Origin of the sequence: Actinoplanes utahensis (assembly GCF_016862455.1) — a bacterium.
Taxonomy (GTDB): domain Bacteria; phylum Actinomycetota; class Actinomycetes; order Mycobacteriales; family Micromonosporaceae; genus Actinoplanes; species Actinoplanes utahensis.
Genome location: NZ_BOMZ01000038.1, coordinates 1 through 14,002 on the forward strand (window position 1 = coordinate 1; position 14,002 = coordinate 14,002).

The following is a 14,002-nucleotide window of genomic DNA, read 5'->3' on the forward strand; positions in this document are numbered from 1 at the left end:
GGTGGTGCTGCCGGGCTTGCGGGCGTCAGCGGGTGGTGCTGCCGGGCTTGCGGGCGTCAGCGGGTGGTGCTGCCGGGCTTGCGGGCGTCAGCGGGCCGTGATGCCGTCGAAGAGCAGCCGGAGCAGGCCGTCGACGATCTCGTCGGGGCTCCAGGTGGTCGACGGGCGCCAGGAGGTCGGCATCCACAGGATGTCGCGGAGCAGCCGGTACGCCAGGCGCGCGTCCAGGTCGGACCGGAACCGCCCGGACTCCCGGCCCCGCTCCAGCTGGTCGATCCAGATCTGCTCGATCTCCTTCATGGCGGTGCGCAGGTAGGCGAACCGCGGCTGGGCGCTGAAGTAGTTCCAGTCCCGCTGGAGCATGGTGAGCGCGGCCCGGTGCCGGCTCAGGGTGGCGCTGCTGGACCGTACGATCTGCTCGATCACCGCACGCGGATCGTCTGCCGAGAGCACCGCCGCCCGGTAACCGGCGAGCACGTCGTCGAGGAAGGCGCTGAGGATCTCGTCCCCGATCGACTCCTTGGAGTCGAAGTGGTGGTAGAGGCTGCCGGACAGGATCCCGGCGGCGTCCGCGATCTCCCGCACGGTCGTGGCCCGGAACCCCTTCTCCGCGAAGAGGTCGCCGGCCAGCCGGACCAGGTGCGTGCGCCGCTCGGACGGGCTCTTGGATTGGGTCACCGGCCGATTATGTCCCTTGACCGAACGCTTGCTTGGGGCGAGGCTGAGAACGCGTTCTACTTCTGAGGGGGTACCGGGATGCGCGCGGCGGTGCTGCACACGATCGGGGACGAGAAACTCGACATCCGGGACGACGTGCGCGTCCTCGGCCCCGGCCCGGGCGAGGTGCGCCTGCGGGTGCGTGCCGCCGGGATCTGCCACTCCGACCTGTCCGCGCTGCACGGCGCCCTGCCCCAGCCGGTGCCCGCGGTGCTCGGCCACGAGGCCGCCGGCGACGTGCTCGAGGTCGGTGCGGGCGTCGGGGACCTGGCGCCCGGCGACCGGGTGGCGGTCAACTGGCTGCCCGCCTGCGGCGCCTGCTCGCACTGCCGGCACGGCGAGCCGTACCTGTGCCTGACCCACGTGATGGCCGGCTACGTGATGCCCCGGTTCGCCGCCGGTGACCTGCAGATCTTCGGGATGGCCGGGTGCGGCTCGTTCGCCGAGGAGATGGTGGTGCCACGGGCCGGCGCCGTCACGATCGACGACGATGTGCCGTACGAGGTGGCGGCCCTGGTCGGCTGCGGCGTCACCACCGGCGTCGGCGCGGTGATCAACACGGCGATGGTGCGGCCCGGCGACAGCGTCGTGGTGATCGGCTGCGGCGGCGTGGGGATCGCGGCCGTGCAGGGCGCCCGGCTCTCCGGCGCCGCCGTGATCGTGGCCGTGGACACCGTGCCCGCGCGGCACGAGGCGGCCCGCCGGTTCGGTGCGACCCACAGTGTCACCCCGGACGAGCTCGGCGACCTGCAGGCGGCTGTCGTCCCGGAGGGCTTCGACCACGCCTTCGACGTGGTGGCCGTGCCGGCGACCCTGCGAACCGCCTGGACCGCCTGCCGCCGGGGCGGGCAGGTCGTCGTGGTCGGCGCCGGCCGGGCCGAGGACCAGGTCCAGTTCAGCCCGTTCGAGCTGCTCTTCGAGGGCAAGCGGATCGTCCCGTCGCTGTACGGCTCGGCGCAGCCGCACCGGGACTTCCCCCGCCTGCTGGCGCTCTGGCGGGCCGGCCGCCTGGACATCGAGGGCATGATCAGCCGACGGCTGCGCCTCGATCAGGCCGGCGACGCGCTCGCCGCTCTGGGCAGCGGCGACGTGATCCGCCAAGTGATCGTCAACGACTGATGCGGCTCGGCATCCAGCTCGGTTACAGCGGTTCCGGGTTCGCCGGCGCCGCCGACGAGGTCGCCGAGTTCGAGGAGGCCGGAGCGGACCTGGCGGTCGTCCCCGAGGCGTACAGTTTCGACGCCGTCAGCGCCCTGGGCTACCTCGCCGCCCGTACCCGCCGCATGCAGCTCGCCTCCGGGGTGATGCAGCTCTACACCCGCACCCCGACGCTCACCGCGATGACCGCGGCCGGGCTCGACCACGTCTCCGGCGGCCGGTTCAACCTCGGGCTGGGCGCGTCCGGGCCGCAGGTGATCGAAGGGTTCCACGGGGTCCGTTACGACGCCCCGGTGGCCCGCACCCGCGAGATCGTGGAGATCTGCCGCCGGGTCTGGCGCCGGGAGACGCTCACCTTCGACGGCGCCCACTACCGGATCCCGCTCCCCGGCCACTACGCCAAACCCTTGAAGATCATCAATCATCCGGTACGGCCACGCGTGCCGATCCTGCTCGCCGCCATGGGCCCCCGCAACGTGGCGCTGGCCGCCGAGATCGCCGAGGGATGGCAGGCGCTGTGGCTCGACCCGCGCGCGTTCACCCGGGTGTTCGGCGACGCGCTCGCCGACGGCCTGTCCCGCCGCGACCCCGGCCTGGGGCCCCTGGACGTGAGCGTGCCCGTACCGTTCGCCGTCGGTGATCCGTCGCCGGCCCTGCTCGCCCGGCACCGCGGCCAGCTCGCGCTCTACCTCGGCGGGATGGGCGCCCGCGGCCGCAACTTCTCCCACGACCTGATCCGCCGCTACGGCTACGCCGACGAGGCCGTCCGCGTCCAGGATCTCTTCCTGAGCGGACAGCGTGCCGAAGCGGCCGCCGCCGTCCCGGACGACCTGGTCACCGCCACCTCCCTGATGGGCCGCCCGGACGATCTCCGCCGCCGCCTCGACGCCCTGGCCACCGTCGGTGTCACCACGCTGCTCGCGGCCCCGCTCGCCGCCACCCGGGCCGAACGCGTCAAGGACGTCGCCGAACTCCGGCGCCTGATGCCCTGAACCAGGTCGAGACCATCGGCGTAGACCCCGGTAGTGAGAGGGGGAATCACCGATGCAACAGCCACTGTTGGATGTCGACGTTCAAGGCGTGCTGCGCGCCGGGACGGCGGTTCGCGCCACCGGCGCGGACGTCCGGGCCGCCGTCACCGAGGCCGCGGACCGGCTCGCGCCGCCGGGACAGCCCGGCTCGGACGCGGCCACCGCCGCCCGCACCGCCGCCCCGACCTGGCAGGCCGCGTTGCGCCGGCTCGCCGACGACCTGGAAGCCTTCGCCGACAACCTGGCCCAGGCCGCCCAGCGGATCACCTCGACCGACCAGTCCGGCGCGGACTCCCTGCGGGAGACGCCGGGCCCGGGTGCGCTCCCGCCCGGCTTCGACAGCATGCCCATCCCGCCCGGCTCGGGCGGTTCCGGCCCGGGCGGCGCCGAACCGCTGCCGCCGAGCACGGGCGGCTCCGGTGTGGACGACGCCGAACCGCTCCCGCCGAGCACGGGCGGTCCCGGCCTGGACGACGCCACACCGCTGAACGACCCGTCCGGCCCGGACGGCGCCTCCGGCAGGGCGTTCTGATGAGCACCCTGACTCTGGAGCAGCTGCTCGCCGGGGACGTCACGGCCTGGCACACCTCCGCCGACGCCTGGCAGCGCCTGGCGCAGCGCACCGACGACGCCACCGAACGGATGATCCGCGGCACCCGTGACCTGGAGGCCGCCTGGCCGTCCGGCGCCGGCGCGACGGCCGCGCACGCCCGGTCCGCCGCGCTGCGTACCGAGATCAGCAACTTCTACAACCCGGCCAAGCGCGTCTTCGAGGCGATGGACCGGCACGCGTACGGCATGACGGGTTACCGCCGGTACGCCGAGGAGATCATCGCCGCCGCGCAGCAGTCCGGCCTGACCGTCGACACGGCCACCCTGAACATCACCGCCCCGGCGAGCGCCTACACCGGCGGGCAGCTGGACCAGACCGGCCGCGCCATCGGCATGCTCACCAACGACCTGCGCGCCGTCGTGGAACAGGCCCGCGCCCTCGACGACGAGACCGCCGACGCGATCACCGTGAACGTGCCCGCGGCCGCCACCGGGTTCGGCCTGACGAAGATGCCCGACGTCACCGCCGACGACATCCGCGCGCAGGCGAACCGGACCCCCAAGGAGGTCAACGAGTGGTGGTCGACGCTCACCCCGGAACAGCAGGATCAGGCCATCGCCCAGCACCCGGAACTGGTCGGCTGGCTCGACGGGGTGCCCGCCACCGACCGCGACACCGCCAACCGGATCATGCTGGGGCGCCAGACCGACGACCTGAACCAGCAGAAGCGCGACCTGGAGAACCGGCTCGCCGCCATGCAGAGCACCTGGGGTCAAGCCGACCCGATGGGCGCCCAGTACCTCGCGGTGAAGAGGCAACTCGACGAGGTCAACGAGAAGCTCGGCGGCCTGAACGCGATCAGCAACCGCCTGGACGAGCCGGGCCGCCCGCCCGCCTTCCTCCTGGGGATCTCGACCGAGGCGGACGGGAAGGCGATCGTCGCGGTCAACAACCCGGACCAGGCGAACAACGTCGTCACCTACGTGCCCGGCACGACCGCCGATCTGGGCGGCGCCGCCGGCGACATGGAGCGGGCGGACCGGATGGTCGCCGACGCCGGCCTGGCCGACCCGGACGCCACCACCTCAGCGGTCTACTGGCTCGGCTACGACGCGCCGGACCTGCCGCACAACGCGGCGTCGAGCGGCTATGCGCGGGATGGCGCGGAGGACCTCACCCGGTTCCAGGGCGGCCTTCGGGCGACCCATGAGGGCGACCAGGACTCGCGGAACACCGTGCTGGGACACAGCTACGGCAGCACGGTGATCGGGCACGCCGGGAAGAGCGCCGGGTTCGCCGTCGACGCGGCGATCTTCGTCGGCTCGCCCGGCGTCGACGCCAACCACGTCTCCGAGCTGCCCGGCCTGCCTCCGGACAAGGTCTACGCCACCCGGGCGCAGTACGACGTCATCAAGTGGGTGCCGGGCCTGGACATCGTGCACGGGGACGACCCGGTCGATCCCGGTTTCGGCGCCAAGGTGTTCCCGAGCGACCGGGGCGACCGGTTCGGCCAGGTGGACACCCATTCCGCTTACTGGAACGAGGGCAATGTGGCGCGGGACGGAATCGCGGACATCATCACCGGACGAGGGTTGTGACGAGGTGCCAGTTGTGAGATCACGACGTGTGCGAGGGTTCGTGGGAGCGGCGGCGGCTCTGCTGTTGCTCGCCGCCTGTGGGAAGGGGAGTGGAACAGTGCAGCCGACCGAGACGACGGCGCAGGCGGTGCAGCGGGTGGAGGAGCTCGTCGAGGAGGCGTTCGCGCGGATCCCGGCGGGCGCCACCCTCCAGTTCAACGACGGCACCGACCGGATGCCCTGCGACGATCCCACCGACAACGGCCCGAAGGGCCGGATCTTCGTCGAGAAGCGGTACAAGGTCGTGCCGTCGGCGGCCGGCGCCTGGCCCGCGGACCAGGCGATCCCGGCCTTGGTGGCGTTCTGGGCGGAACGGGGTTACCGGCTCCACGACGACGGCCGGGACCGCCGGGACCCGAAGTACGTCGTGGAGACGCCCGACGGTTACATGGTGATTGTCAAGGGCTGGAACCGGGGCGACCACTACGACTACACGTTGACCGGCAGTTCGCCGTGCATCTGGGCGAACGGGACTCCGGACCCGCAGTGACGTGCAGCGCTTGCAAGATATTTCAAGGTAGGTGATCGTGCCATAGCAAGAGATTGTGGCGTAGTGGTGAAACATTGATCCAGCTCACGGATTTGTTGGAGTAGGCAACGAACACTGCCTGTTTCGTGAATACGGACAAAAATCCTTGAGTTCCGATGGCTCTCCCGCCAATGTGGACCGCGGCTCCGCAAGAACTTGCAGAGTTGTTCAGTTCCTTTCGAGAGGAGAGTCATGCGTAACGCAGTCCGCGCCGGCGCCATCGCCACCGCTCTGATCGCCGGTGTCCTGGGGGCGTCCGCCCCCGCACTCGCGGCCGGCCCGTCGGCCGCAGCCGGTACCGACGTCAGCGCCCAGCGGGTCGCGCCGATCGCCGCGACGTTCAACGTGACCGCCGGCTTCACCGCCTGGGGCCAGAGCGTCTACGTGGTCGGCAGCATCCCGGCGCTCGGCTCCTGGAACCCCGCCGCCGCGGTCCCGCTGAGGACCACCGGCTCGACCTTCCCGACCTGGACCGGCGGTGTCTCTCTGCCGCCGAACACCTACGTCGAATACCAGTACATCGTGAAGAACGCCAACGGCACGGTGGCCAACTGGGAGAAGAGCTACAGCAACCGCACCACGACCACCCCGCCGGCCGGCACCTACATCACCAACGACACGTTCGGCGGGTACTGATAGCCGGCTGACGTAGCCGGGTCGCGCCGAGAGGTATGGGTCAGATACCTCTCGGCCCGACGGCACCGACCGTACCCGGCCACGACAGTCCCGGGGCGCGGGCCCACCGTCCATATAGTGGGTTCGTGCCCCAGGGTCTGACGTACACCGACGCCGTCAAACTGCTCGGCGGCGCCGGCCCGCTGATGAAGATCACCGACAATCTGCTGGGCGGCGCGCTCACCGTCGCCACCGCCGGCGGCAGCGACGCCGCCCTCAGCCTCTTCGACGCCAAGAGCGAGGCGATCCGGCTCGGGCACCTGGTGACCGAGAAGATCACCGATCTGGTACGCGGCCAGGGGCGCTACCACCGCAGCGAGCGCCTGCACGCCGCCCACGCCGTCCTGGTCGTCTCGGCGTTCTTCGCCTCGCTCGACGACTGTCTCCAGACCGCCGGCGTCGCGTCCCCCGGCTTCACCACCGACGATCAACTGCTGCTCGCCGCGGCGGCCCGAACCGAGGGCTCCTGGCAGTCCCGCCTGCTCGACGCCCCGATCCCGGCGCCCGCACCGGACCTCACCGCCGACCGTCTCACCGGCGCCCTGCTCACCTGGTTCACGTCGCTGTCCACCACCCTGTCCCGGCACCTGCCCGGGCTCGCCGTCTGGGACGGCGCCGACGACCGCTCCCGCCGCGCCGTCGAGCACCTGCTGACCGGCGCACTGCCGGCCATGGCCCGCGCCCACTACCAGGAGGCGATCCGCAAGCTCGCCGCCGACGTCCCGGAGTTCGCGATCTGGATGTCGCAGCACGAGGCCGCCGCCGTCTCCCGCAGCCTGGCGACCCTCGAACACGAGACGGCCACCGTCTCCCGGGGCCTGCGCGGCCTGGAGTCCGCCCTGCTGCGGGTCACCTCCCACCGCGACCCGCAACGGCATCGTGCCGCGCTCGCCCGCGTCTACCGCGGTGAGCTCGGCGAACCGGTCCTCGGCGGCGCTGCCGGTGATCTGGCGCCGACCATGCCCAGCCTCGACGACGCCTACCTGGACCCGCGTTTCCGGGTGCGGACCGGCGCGCCCGGCCCGCGCCCCGCCGACGAGGGGTGGTGGGGCGAGACCGAGGTCCGCGCCGACTTCGGCATGTTCCTGGCCACCTACCTGACCACACCGCAGGCGGCCACGGCGCCGCTGCTGCTGCTCGGCCAGCCCGGCGGCGGCAAGTCGTCGCTGACCAGGATCCTGGCCGCCCGCCTGCCGGCCGCCGACTATCTGGTGGTCAGGGTGCCGCTGCGCGAGGTCCGCGCCGAGGCCGCCATCCAGGACCAGATCGAGCAGGCGCTGCGCGGCACGATCGGCGAGACGGTCTCCTGGCCCGACCTGGCCCGGGACGCCGACGCCGCGATGCCCGTGGTCCTGCTCGACGGCCTGGACGAGTTGTTGCAGGTGACCGGCGTGCACCAGTCCGACTACCTGGAGCGGGTCGCCGCCTTCCAGCATCGCGAGGCCCGGCTCGGGCGGCCCGCCGCGGTGCTGGTGACCAGCCGGACCGCGGTGGCCGACCGGGCCCGGATCCCGTCCGGCGGTGTCGTGGCCCGCCTGGAGCCGTTCGATGCCGCGCAGGTGGACCGCTGGCTGACGACTTGGAACGAGGCCCACGCGGACCACTGGGCGCGCACCGGCCGGCGGCCGCTGACCCGCGACGTGGTGCTGCGGTTCCGTGACCTGGCCGCCCAGCCGCTGCTGCTGCTGATGCTGGCGCTCTACGACGCCTCGACGAACGCGCTGCAGGACGCCGAGGCGTTCGACACCGGCCAGCTCTACGAGCGGCTGCTGCACGAGTTCGCCGAGCGGGAGGTCCGCCGGGTGCACGGCGTCAACCATCCGCAACGGGTGCTCGGCGAGCTGGTCGAGGCGGAGCTGCTGCGGCTGTCGGTGGCGGCGTTCGCGATGTTCCACCGGTCCCGGCTGTGGGTGACCACCGAGGAACTGGACGGCGACCTGGCCGGGCTGGGCCTGCGGACCACCGGGGACACGCCCGGCCATGGCGTGCGCAGCCCGGTCACCGCGGGCGAGGAGATCATCGGGCGGTTCTTCTTCATTCAGCGGGCGCAGGCGTTCCACGACGATCAGACCCGGTGGACGTACGAGTTCCTGCACGCCACCTTCGGCGAGTACCTGGTGGCCCGGCTCGTGGTACGGGCCGTCCGGGAGAGCGCCCGGGCGGCGCACACCGCCGCCGGGGACGACGACCTGCTGCGCTCACTGCTCGGCTACACGCCACTGTGCGCCCGGGCCACCGTGCTGCCGTTCGTGGAGGCGCTGCTGGCCCACGCCGGTTCCGCCGATCTCCGCGACTGGATCGTGGACCGGCTGCGCACCGCCGTCACGCGGCCGCGGTTCACGGCGCCCGCCTACCGGCCGGTCCCGGACAAGCGCGAGGACCACTGGATGGCGACCTACTCGTTCAACCTGGCCGTGCTGGCGCTGGCGGCGGGGGTGCCGGTGCGCGCGTCCGAGCTGTTCCGCTACGCCAAGGACCCGGCCGCCTGGCTCCGCGACACGGCCCTCCAATGGCGGGCGGCCGTGCCGAGCGGGATGTGGCTGGAAGCCCTGGAATCCGTGACCGTCACCCGGACCTGGGCCGTCGACGGCCGGCGCGACATGATCATCGAGGCCGGTGTACGGAAGAAGGCCGGCGCCCTGGATCCACTCTGGTCGCTCGGGGCGTTCCCGCGTTCGCTCGGCCCGGACTCCTTCGACGCCGGGGTCACCGACCGCTTCCCGGTGTTCGAGGCGCTCACCTCGATGGACCTGACCGGCACGTTCAGCGACGACGCGCTGCGGCACGGCGCCGAACCGATCGCGGAGTTCCTGTCGATCCGGTCCCTGACCACGTTCGTCGAGCACACCCCCGGCAGTGTCGAATCGGTCGCCAACAGCCTGGTGCGCCTGGTGCTGGCGTCCCGCGCCGGGTTCACCGGCGCCGGCCTGGCCGGTGTCTACGACCGGGCGATCACGGCTGTTCTCCGCTACCACCCGGGGGACCATGCCACGGCGGAGGTCCGCGGCTGGCTCGATGTCATCCTTCGGTCGCTCGCCGACGACGCGCGCCGGATGGCTTCCGCGGACGTCTACCGTCTCGTGCTGGACGTCTTCGCGAACGACCACCATCCCGCCGGGGCGTACCCGCTGCTCCTGGAATGCCTGGCCGCCGGCCGCGCCGGACCGGACGAGAGGTACGACCGGTTCGCCCGGGTCCTGGTGGGCCGGATGGTGGCCCGTGAGCAGCAGTGCACGATCGAGCAGTGTCTGCGTCTGCTGGCGGTGCTGCCGCCGGCGCCGGAATGGCGGCTGAGCGAACTGCTCGAGATCCTCGGCGACCGCTCGGACTCCGAGGACGTCCGGGACCGGCTGCGCTTCGACCGGGATCTCGCGGCTCGGATCAGCTCCGCCCGGGCCCGTTTCGACGGCTACCGCGCCATGCCCTTGCCCGACGCCCCGGAGCAGTGGTGATCCGGGGCGTCCGAGCGGGGTTCAGCGGGGAGTGATGGTGATGCTGACGGCGCCGTAACCGGGTCTGCGGTCGGCGGCCGGGACCGCCTTGCGGACGGTCGCGGTCGCCGACTTCAGCGTGTCGAGGACGCCGCCCGTGGAACGCGTACCGGGAAGAAGGTATTTGTCGTAGATCGTGACCAGGCAGTCGCTGGTGATCTGGGTGATCGACGGGCCGGTCTTCGGCAGGTTGGACAGGACGTTCTTCGCGGAGCCGTAGATCTCCGGGGTGCGCCGCAGCACGCAGTCGCTGAACTCGAACAGGTCGCCGACGCTGCGCCCGGCCTCGCTGAGCCCGGCGGTGCGTAGCAGCGCCTGCACCGACGGATCGGCGACGTCGCCGCGGGCCAGCCCGGCCCGGGCCGCCGCGCCGTGTTCGGCGTGCGCCTGCAGCAGCAGGTCGGCGGTGCCCGGCCGGAGCGCCCGGCTGTTCGGCAGCAGCAGGTCGAGCTGGCGCAGCCCGGCGTCGAGGGCCACCACCGACCAGTCCAGTCTGCCGCTCAGCCACACCGGCGCGCTGCGGCCCGGCGGCAGCCGCAGGGTGATCGTCTCGCCGCCGCCCAGGGCGATGGTGCCGTTCAGGTACGCCAGCGCCGCGTTGCGGGCCGCGGTCAGCGAGCCGGCCGGTCCGCCGGTGGACTCGGGCGCGGGCGCCGGCCACACCTGGCCGCCGGCGGGCAGCTTCAGGGCCAGCGGGAACGGGTAGCGGTTGCGGATCCGCACCTGCTGCGACCCGGTTCCGGCGACCACGCACGCGTCGACCCGCCCGGCCGGGGCGGTGGCGATCGCGACCGACACGTTCGCCGCACGCGGCTCGCACACCAGGCCGTCCGAGACGGTCCGGGTGAGGTCGCCGACCGTCTCGTTCACGGCGGCGACGGCGGCGGACCGGGCGTACGACCAGAAGCTGGGGTACGCCTCCGGGCCGACGGCCAGGCGGGTGCCCGCACCGGTCGTCACGGTGTCCCCGTCGATCTCGTCGGGGGAGAGCTGCCAGGTGCCCAGCACGAAACTGTCGAACAGGACGGTGTCGCCGCTGATCGACCGGTCGGCGGCGTCGGTGAGCGTGTTCGGCAGCGGCACCCAGCCGCCGAGATCCGCCGACCAGGCGAAGACGTTCAGCATCTCGGGGCGGACGCCGGCCGGCAGATCCTCGTAGTCGATGGTGATGCGCCCGCGGCTGATCGAGCCACCCTCGACTTCCATGGTCACCATGTCACCGACGGTGACGATGCCGGGTGTGGCCGGACGGTCCGCGGGCAGCGGATCGAGCCGGAAACGGACCCGGGGCTCGCCCTCGGTGCCGCCCTGTGGCACGCCGAAACGGATGTAGCCGTCCAATGCGGACACTGATGGCTCGCCACCCAGCACGAGCCGGGAATCGTGCACGCCGATGGGCCCGCAGGCTCCCAGCGCGACGGCGAGCGCGGCGATCAGGGCGCCCGTCACCAATCCCCGTACGATCTTCATGTTGTCCTCCCCGGCGGAGGAGGATAACCGGTTCCGATGAAATCCGGTCACCGAACGCGACGTGTCGGCCGTCGCACCACCGCCGGTTCCGAGCCGTCGTTGGCGAGGCTTGCCCCCGGATCGTACCGTCGCCGCAAGGGCCGTAGCGGCCGGGCGAACCGAAACCAGTCGATCGGGACTCCGGGGGAGATCGAAGTGCGTACCGCCGTTCTGCTGTTCGCCGTGGTCACCCTCGGGTTGATGGCCGGCCTGTTCTACGCGTTCTCCGGCTCGGTGATGCCGGGCCTGCGCCGCGCCGGTGACCGGGCGGCCGTCGACGTCATGCAGCGCATCAACATCGCCATCCAGAACCCGGTCTTCGGCCTGATCTTCCTCGGCGCGCTGGTCTCCACCGCCGCCGCCACCTACCAGAACACCGATCGTCCCGCCGTGTCGGGTCCGCTAATGATCGCCCTGTTTCTGTACGTCGTGACCCTGATCGTCACGTTCGCCGTGAACATCCCGCTCAACACCCGCCTGAACGATCTGGGTGATCCCGCGGACCTCGCCGACCCGGGCGCCCAGCGGGCCGCGTTCTTCACCCCCTGGACGGGGTGGAACATCGTGCGCACCGTCACCAGCACCGGTGCTTTCGTGGCCGCGGCGTGGGCCCTCACCGAGCACGGCGCGCACATCGGGTGATATGACTCATCGGTGCGATCACCATGGCGGACCCCGGCACGTGTCGTGCCGCTCGCGTTCTTCGGCCTGATCGTGCTCGGGACCGGCCTGATGATGTTACCGGCCGCCCGCGCCGATCCAGGGCACGCGCCGTTCGTGACCGCGCTGTTCACGGCGGCGTCCGCGGTCTGCGTCACCGGCCTGGCGGTGGTGGACACCCCGACGTACTGGTCGACGTTCGGCCACGTGCTGCTGACCGTGCTGTCGCAGATCGGCGGCCTCGGCATCATGACCCTGGCCACCCTGCTCAGCCTGCTGGTGTCGCGGCGGCTCGGGCTGCGCGGGCGGCTGCTGGCCCAGGCGGAGAGCGCCGGCCTGTTCGGCGACAACCTGCGCGGCATCCTGTTCCGGGTCGCGACCGTGATGCTCGTGGCGGAGAGCCTGATCGCGGTGGTGCTGACGTTCCGCTTCTGGCTCGGCTACGACTACTCGTTCGGCCGCGCCCTCTGGGAGGCGGTGTTCCACGCGGTGCAGGCGTTCAACAACGCCGGCTTCGCCCTCTACTCCGACAGCCTCGTCGGGTTCGTCACCGACCCGTGGATCTGCCTGCCCCTGGCGTTCGGCGTGATGGCCGGTGCGATCGGCTTCCCGGTGCTGTTCGAACTGGCGCGGGAGTGGCGTACCCCCGGCTCTTGGAGCACCCACACCTGGCTGACGGTGACCGGAACCCTGTTGTTCTCGATCGTCGGCTTCCTGGTCTTCCTCGTCTTCGAGTGGCGCAACCCGGGCACGCTCGGCCCGCTGAACACGCCCGGCAAGATCCTGGCCGCCTTCACCCAGGACGTGATGACCCGTTCCGGCGGCTTCAACAGCGTCGACCTGGGCCGGATGAACAGCGAGACCATCGCGGTCACCAACGGGCTGATGTTCATCGGCGGCGGCAGCGCCAGCACCGCCGGCGGCATCAAACTGACCACGTTCCTGCTGCTGGCGTACGTGATCTGGGCGGAGATCCGCGGCGAGCCGGACGTGGTGATCCGCAAACGCCGGATCGCCGAGGAGACGCAGCGGCAGGCCGTCACGGTCGCCCTGATGGGCGTGGCGCTGGTCGCGACCGGTACCGTCGTGCTGGACGCGCTCACCGAGAACGTCCCGTTCGACCGAGCGCTGTTCGAGGTCACCTCGGCGTTCGCGACCGTCGGCCTGAGCACCGGCATCACCCCGAGCCTGCCGCCGTCCGCACAGGTCCTGCTGGTGATCCTGATGTACGTGGGCCGGGTCGGCACCATCGCGGTCGGCACCGCGATCGCGCTGAACACCCGCCGCCGCCAGTTCCGCTACCCGGAGGAGAGACCCCTCGTTGGCTGACCGCAAACTTTCCCGGGGTGGCAACGTCGCGGTGCTCGGCCTCGGCCGGTTCGGCGGCGCGGTCGCCGAAGCTCTGCTCGACCTGGGCTACGACGTCCTCGGCGTCGACGCCGACCCGCGCATCGTGCAGGACTGGGCCGACCGGCTCACCCACGTCGCCGAAGCCGACTCCACCGACGAGGACGCGCTGCGCCAGCTCGGCATCCACGAGTTCGAGCGGGCCGTCTGCGGCATCGGCACCAACCTCGAGACCAGCGTCCTCACCGTGCTCACCCTCACCGAGATCGGCGTGCCGGAGATCTGGGCCAAGGCCACCAGCGTCAAACACGGGAAGATCCTGTCGTCGGTCGGCGCCGACCACGTCGTCTTCCCGGAGACCGAGATGGGCGAGCGGGTCGCCCATCTGATCACCGGCCGGATGCTCGACTACATCGAGTTCGACGACGGTTTCGCCATCGCCAAGGTCCGCGCCCCGCACGGTGCCGCCGGCCGCACCCTGGCCGATCTGGGCCTGCGCACCAAGTGGGGCGTCACGGTGGTCGGCACCAAACGGCCGGGCGAGGACTTCGTCTACGCCCGCCCGGAGACCGCCGTCCCGGAGAACGCCGTCCTGATCGTCGCCGGCGACACCGCCAAGGTCGAGGCCTACGCCGCCGAGAACTGACCCGGCCGGCACTGCCGTCTGCGCGTGCGTGAGACAGCGGTGACGACCG

General features: G+C 71.8%; 12 protein-coding genes. 10 read left to right on the forward strand and 2 right to left on the reverse strand.

What is annotated here, in order from left to right:
* Nucleotides 1–87: 87 nt before the first annotated feature.
* The gene (locus Aut01nite_RS14025) at nt 88–678 is read right to left on the reverse strand and encodes a TetR/AcrR family transcriptional regulator (RefSeq protein WP_043525553.1); all 591 of its coding nucleotides are present in this window, start codon (nt 676–678) and stop codon (nt 88–90) included.
* Nucleotides 679–756: 78 nt separating this feature from the next.
* On the opposite strand from Aut01nite_RS14025, the gene Aut01nite_RS14030 reads away from it, so the two are divergent.
* The 7 genes from Aut01nite_RS14030 (at nt 757) to Aut01nite_RS14060 (ending at nt 9,752) form a co-directional block, all read left to right on the forward strand.
* Nucleotides 757–1,836, forward strand: coding sequence for an alcohol dehydrogenase catalytic domain-containing protein (locus tag Aut01nite_RS14030; RefSeq protein ID WP_043525552.1), 1,080 nt, complete (start codon nt 757–759; stop codon nt 1,834–1,836).
* Complete coding sequence (locus Aut01nite_RS14035) at nt 1,836–2,867, forward strand: LLM class F420-dependent oxidoreductase (RefSeq protein ID WP_043525551.1); 1,032 nt, start codon at nt 1,836–1,838, stop codon at nt 2,865–2,867. Before Aut01nite_RS14030 ends, Aut01nite_RS14035 begins: the two co-directional genes overlap by 1 nt.
* A 52-nt stretch (nt 2,868–2,919) precedes the next feature.
* Nucleotides 2,920–3,438, forward strand: coding sequence for a WXG100 family type VII secretion target (locus tag Aut01nite_RS14040; protein WP_152628732.1), 519 nt, complete (start codon nt 2,920–2,922; stop codon nt 3,436–3,438).
* The gene (locus tag Aut01nite_RS14045) at nt 3,438–5,057 is read left to right on the forward strand and encodes an alpha/beta hydrolase (protein WP_043525550.1); all 1,620 of its coding nucleotides are present in this window, start codon (nt 3,438–3,440) and stop codon (nt 5,055–5,057) included. Before Aut01nite_RS14040 ends, Aut01nite_RS14045 begins: the two co-directional genes overlap by 1 nt.
* A gap of 97 nt (nt 5,058–5,154) precedes the next feature.
* The gene (locus Aut01nite_RS14050) at nt 5,155–5,586 is read left to right on the forward strand and encodes a hypothetical protein (protein ID WP_052163784.1); all 432 of its coding nucleotides are present in this window, start codon (nt 5,155–5,157) and stop codon (nt 5,584–5,586) included.
* A gap of 231 nt (nt 5,587–5,817) precedes the next feature.
* The gene (locus tag Aut01nite_RS14055; RefSeq protein ID WP_052163783.1) at nt 5,818–6,261 is read left to right on the forward strand and encodes a carbohydrate-binding module family 20 domain-containing protein; all 444 of its coding nucleotides are present in this window, start codon (nt 5,818–5,820) and stop codon (nt 6,259–6,261) included.
* 125 nt (nt 6,262–6,386) lie between these two features.
* On the forward strand, nt 6,387–9,752 hold the full coding sequence (locus tag Aut01nite_RS14060) for an NACHT domain-containing protein (protein WP_063958779.1): 3,366 nt from the start codon (nt 6,387–6,389) through the stop codon (nt 9,750–9,752).
* 21 nt (nt 9,753–9,773) lie between these two features.
* Here the strand turns inward: Aut01nite_RS14060 and Aut01nite_RS14065 are convergent, their stop codons facing one another.
* Nucleotides 9,774–11,261, reverse strand: coding sequence for a hypothetical protein (locus tag Aut01nite_RS14065; protein WP_152628731.1), 1,488 nt, complete (start codon nt 11,259–11,261; stop codon nt 9,774–9,776).
* A 195-nt stretch (nt 11,262–11,456) separates the two neighbouring features.
* Here Aut01nite_RS14065 and Aut01nite_RS14070 point away from each other — a divergent pair, with 195 nt between their 5' ends.
* From Aut01nite_RS14070 to Aut01nite_RS14080, 3 genes are read left to right on the forward strand one after another with little or no spacing between them, the layout of a single operon-like run.
* Nucleotides 11,457–11,942 (forward strand): anthrone oxygenase family protein, encoded by a 486-nt coding sequence (locus Aut01nite_RS14070; protein WP_236642724.1) that lies wholly within the window; start codon nt 11,457–11,459, stop codon nt 11,940–11,942.
* 12 nt (nt 11,943–11,954) lie between these two features.
* Nucleotides 11,955–13,289, forward strand: a complete 1,335-nt coding sequence (locus Aut01nite_RS14075) for a TrkH family potassium uptake protein (protein WP_043525548.1) — start codon at nt 11,955–11,957, stop codon at nt 13,287–13,289.
* Nucleotides 13,282–13,953 (forward strand): potassium channel family protein, encoded by a 672-nt coding sequence (locus Aut01nite_RS14080; RefSeq protein ID WP_043525547.1) that lies wholly within the window; start codon nt 13,282–13,284, stop codon nt 13,951–13,953. Before Aut01nite_RS14075 ends, Aut01nite_RS14080 begins: the two co-directional genes overlap by 8 nt.
* Nucleotides 13,954–14,002: the final 49 nt, after the last annotated feature.

Coding starts and splice junctions, on each gene's coding strand:
- Aut01nite_RS14055 (WP_052163783.1), top strand. CDS start 5,818: ATGCGTAACGCAGTCCGCGCCGGCGCCATCGCCACCGCTCTGATCGCC.
- Aut01nite_RS14040 (WP_152628732.1), top strand. CDS start 2,920: ATGCAACAGCCACTGTTGGATGTCGACGTTCAAGGCGTGCTGCGCGCC.
- Aut01nite_RS14045 (WP_043525550.1), top strand. CDS start 3,438: ATGAGCACCCTGACTCTGGAGCAGCTGCTCGCCGGGGACGTCACGGCC.
- Aut01nite_RS14065 (WP_152628731.1), bottom strand. CDS start 11,261: ATGAAGATCGTACGGGGATTGGTGACGGGCGCCCTGATCGCCGCGCTC.
- Aut01nite_RS14035 (WP_043525551.1), top strand. CDS start 1,836: ATGCGGCTCGGCATCCAGCTCGGTTACAGCGGTTCCGGGTTCGCCGGC.
- Aut01nite_RS14030 (WP_043525552.1), top strand. CDS start 757: ATGCGCGCGGCGGTGCTGCACACGATCGGGGACGAGAAACTCGACATC.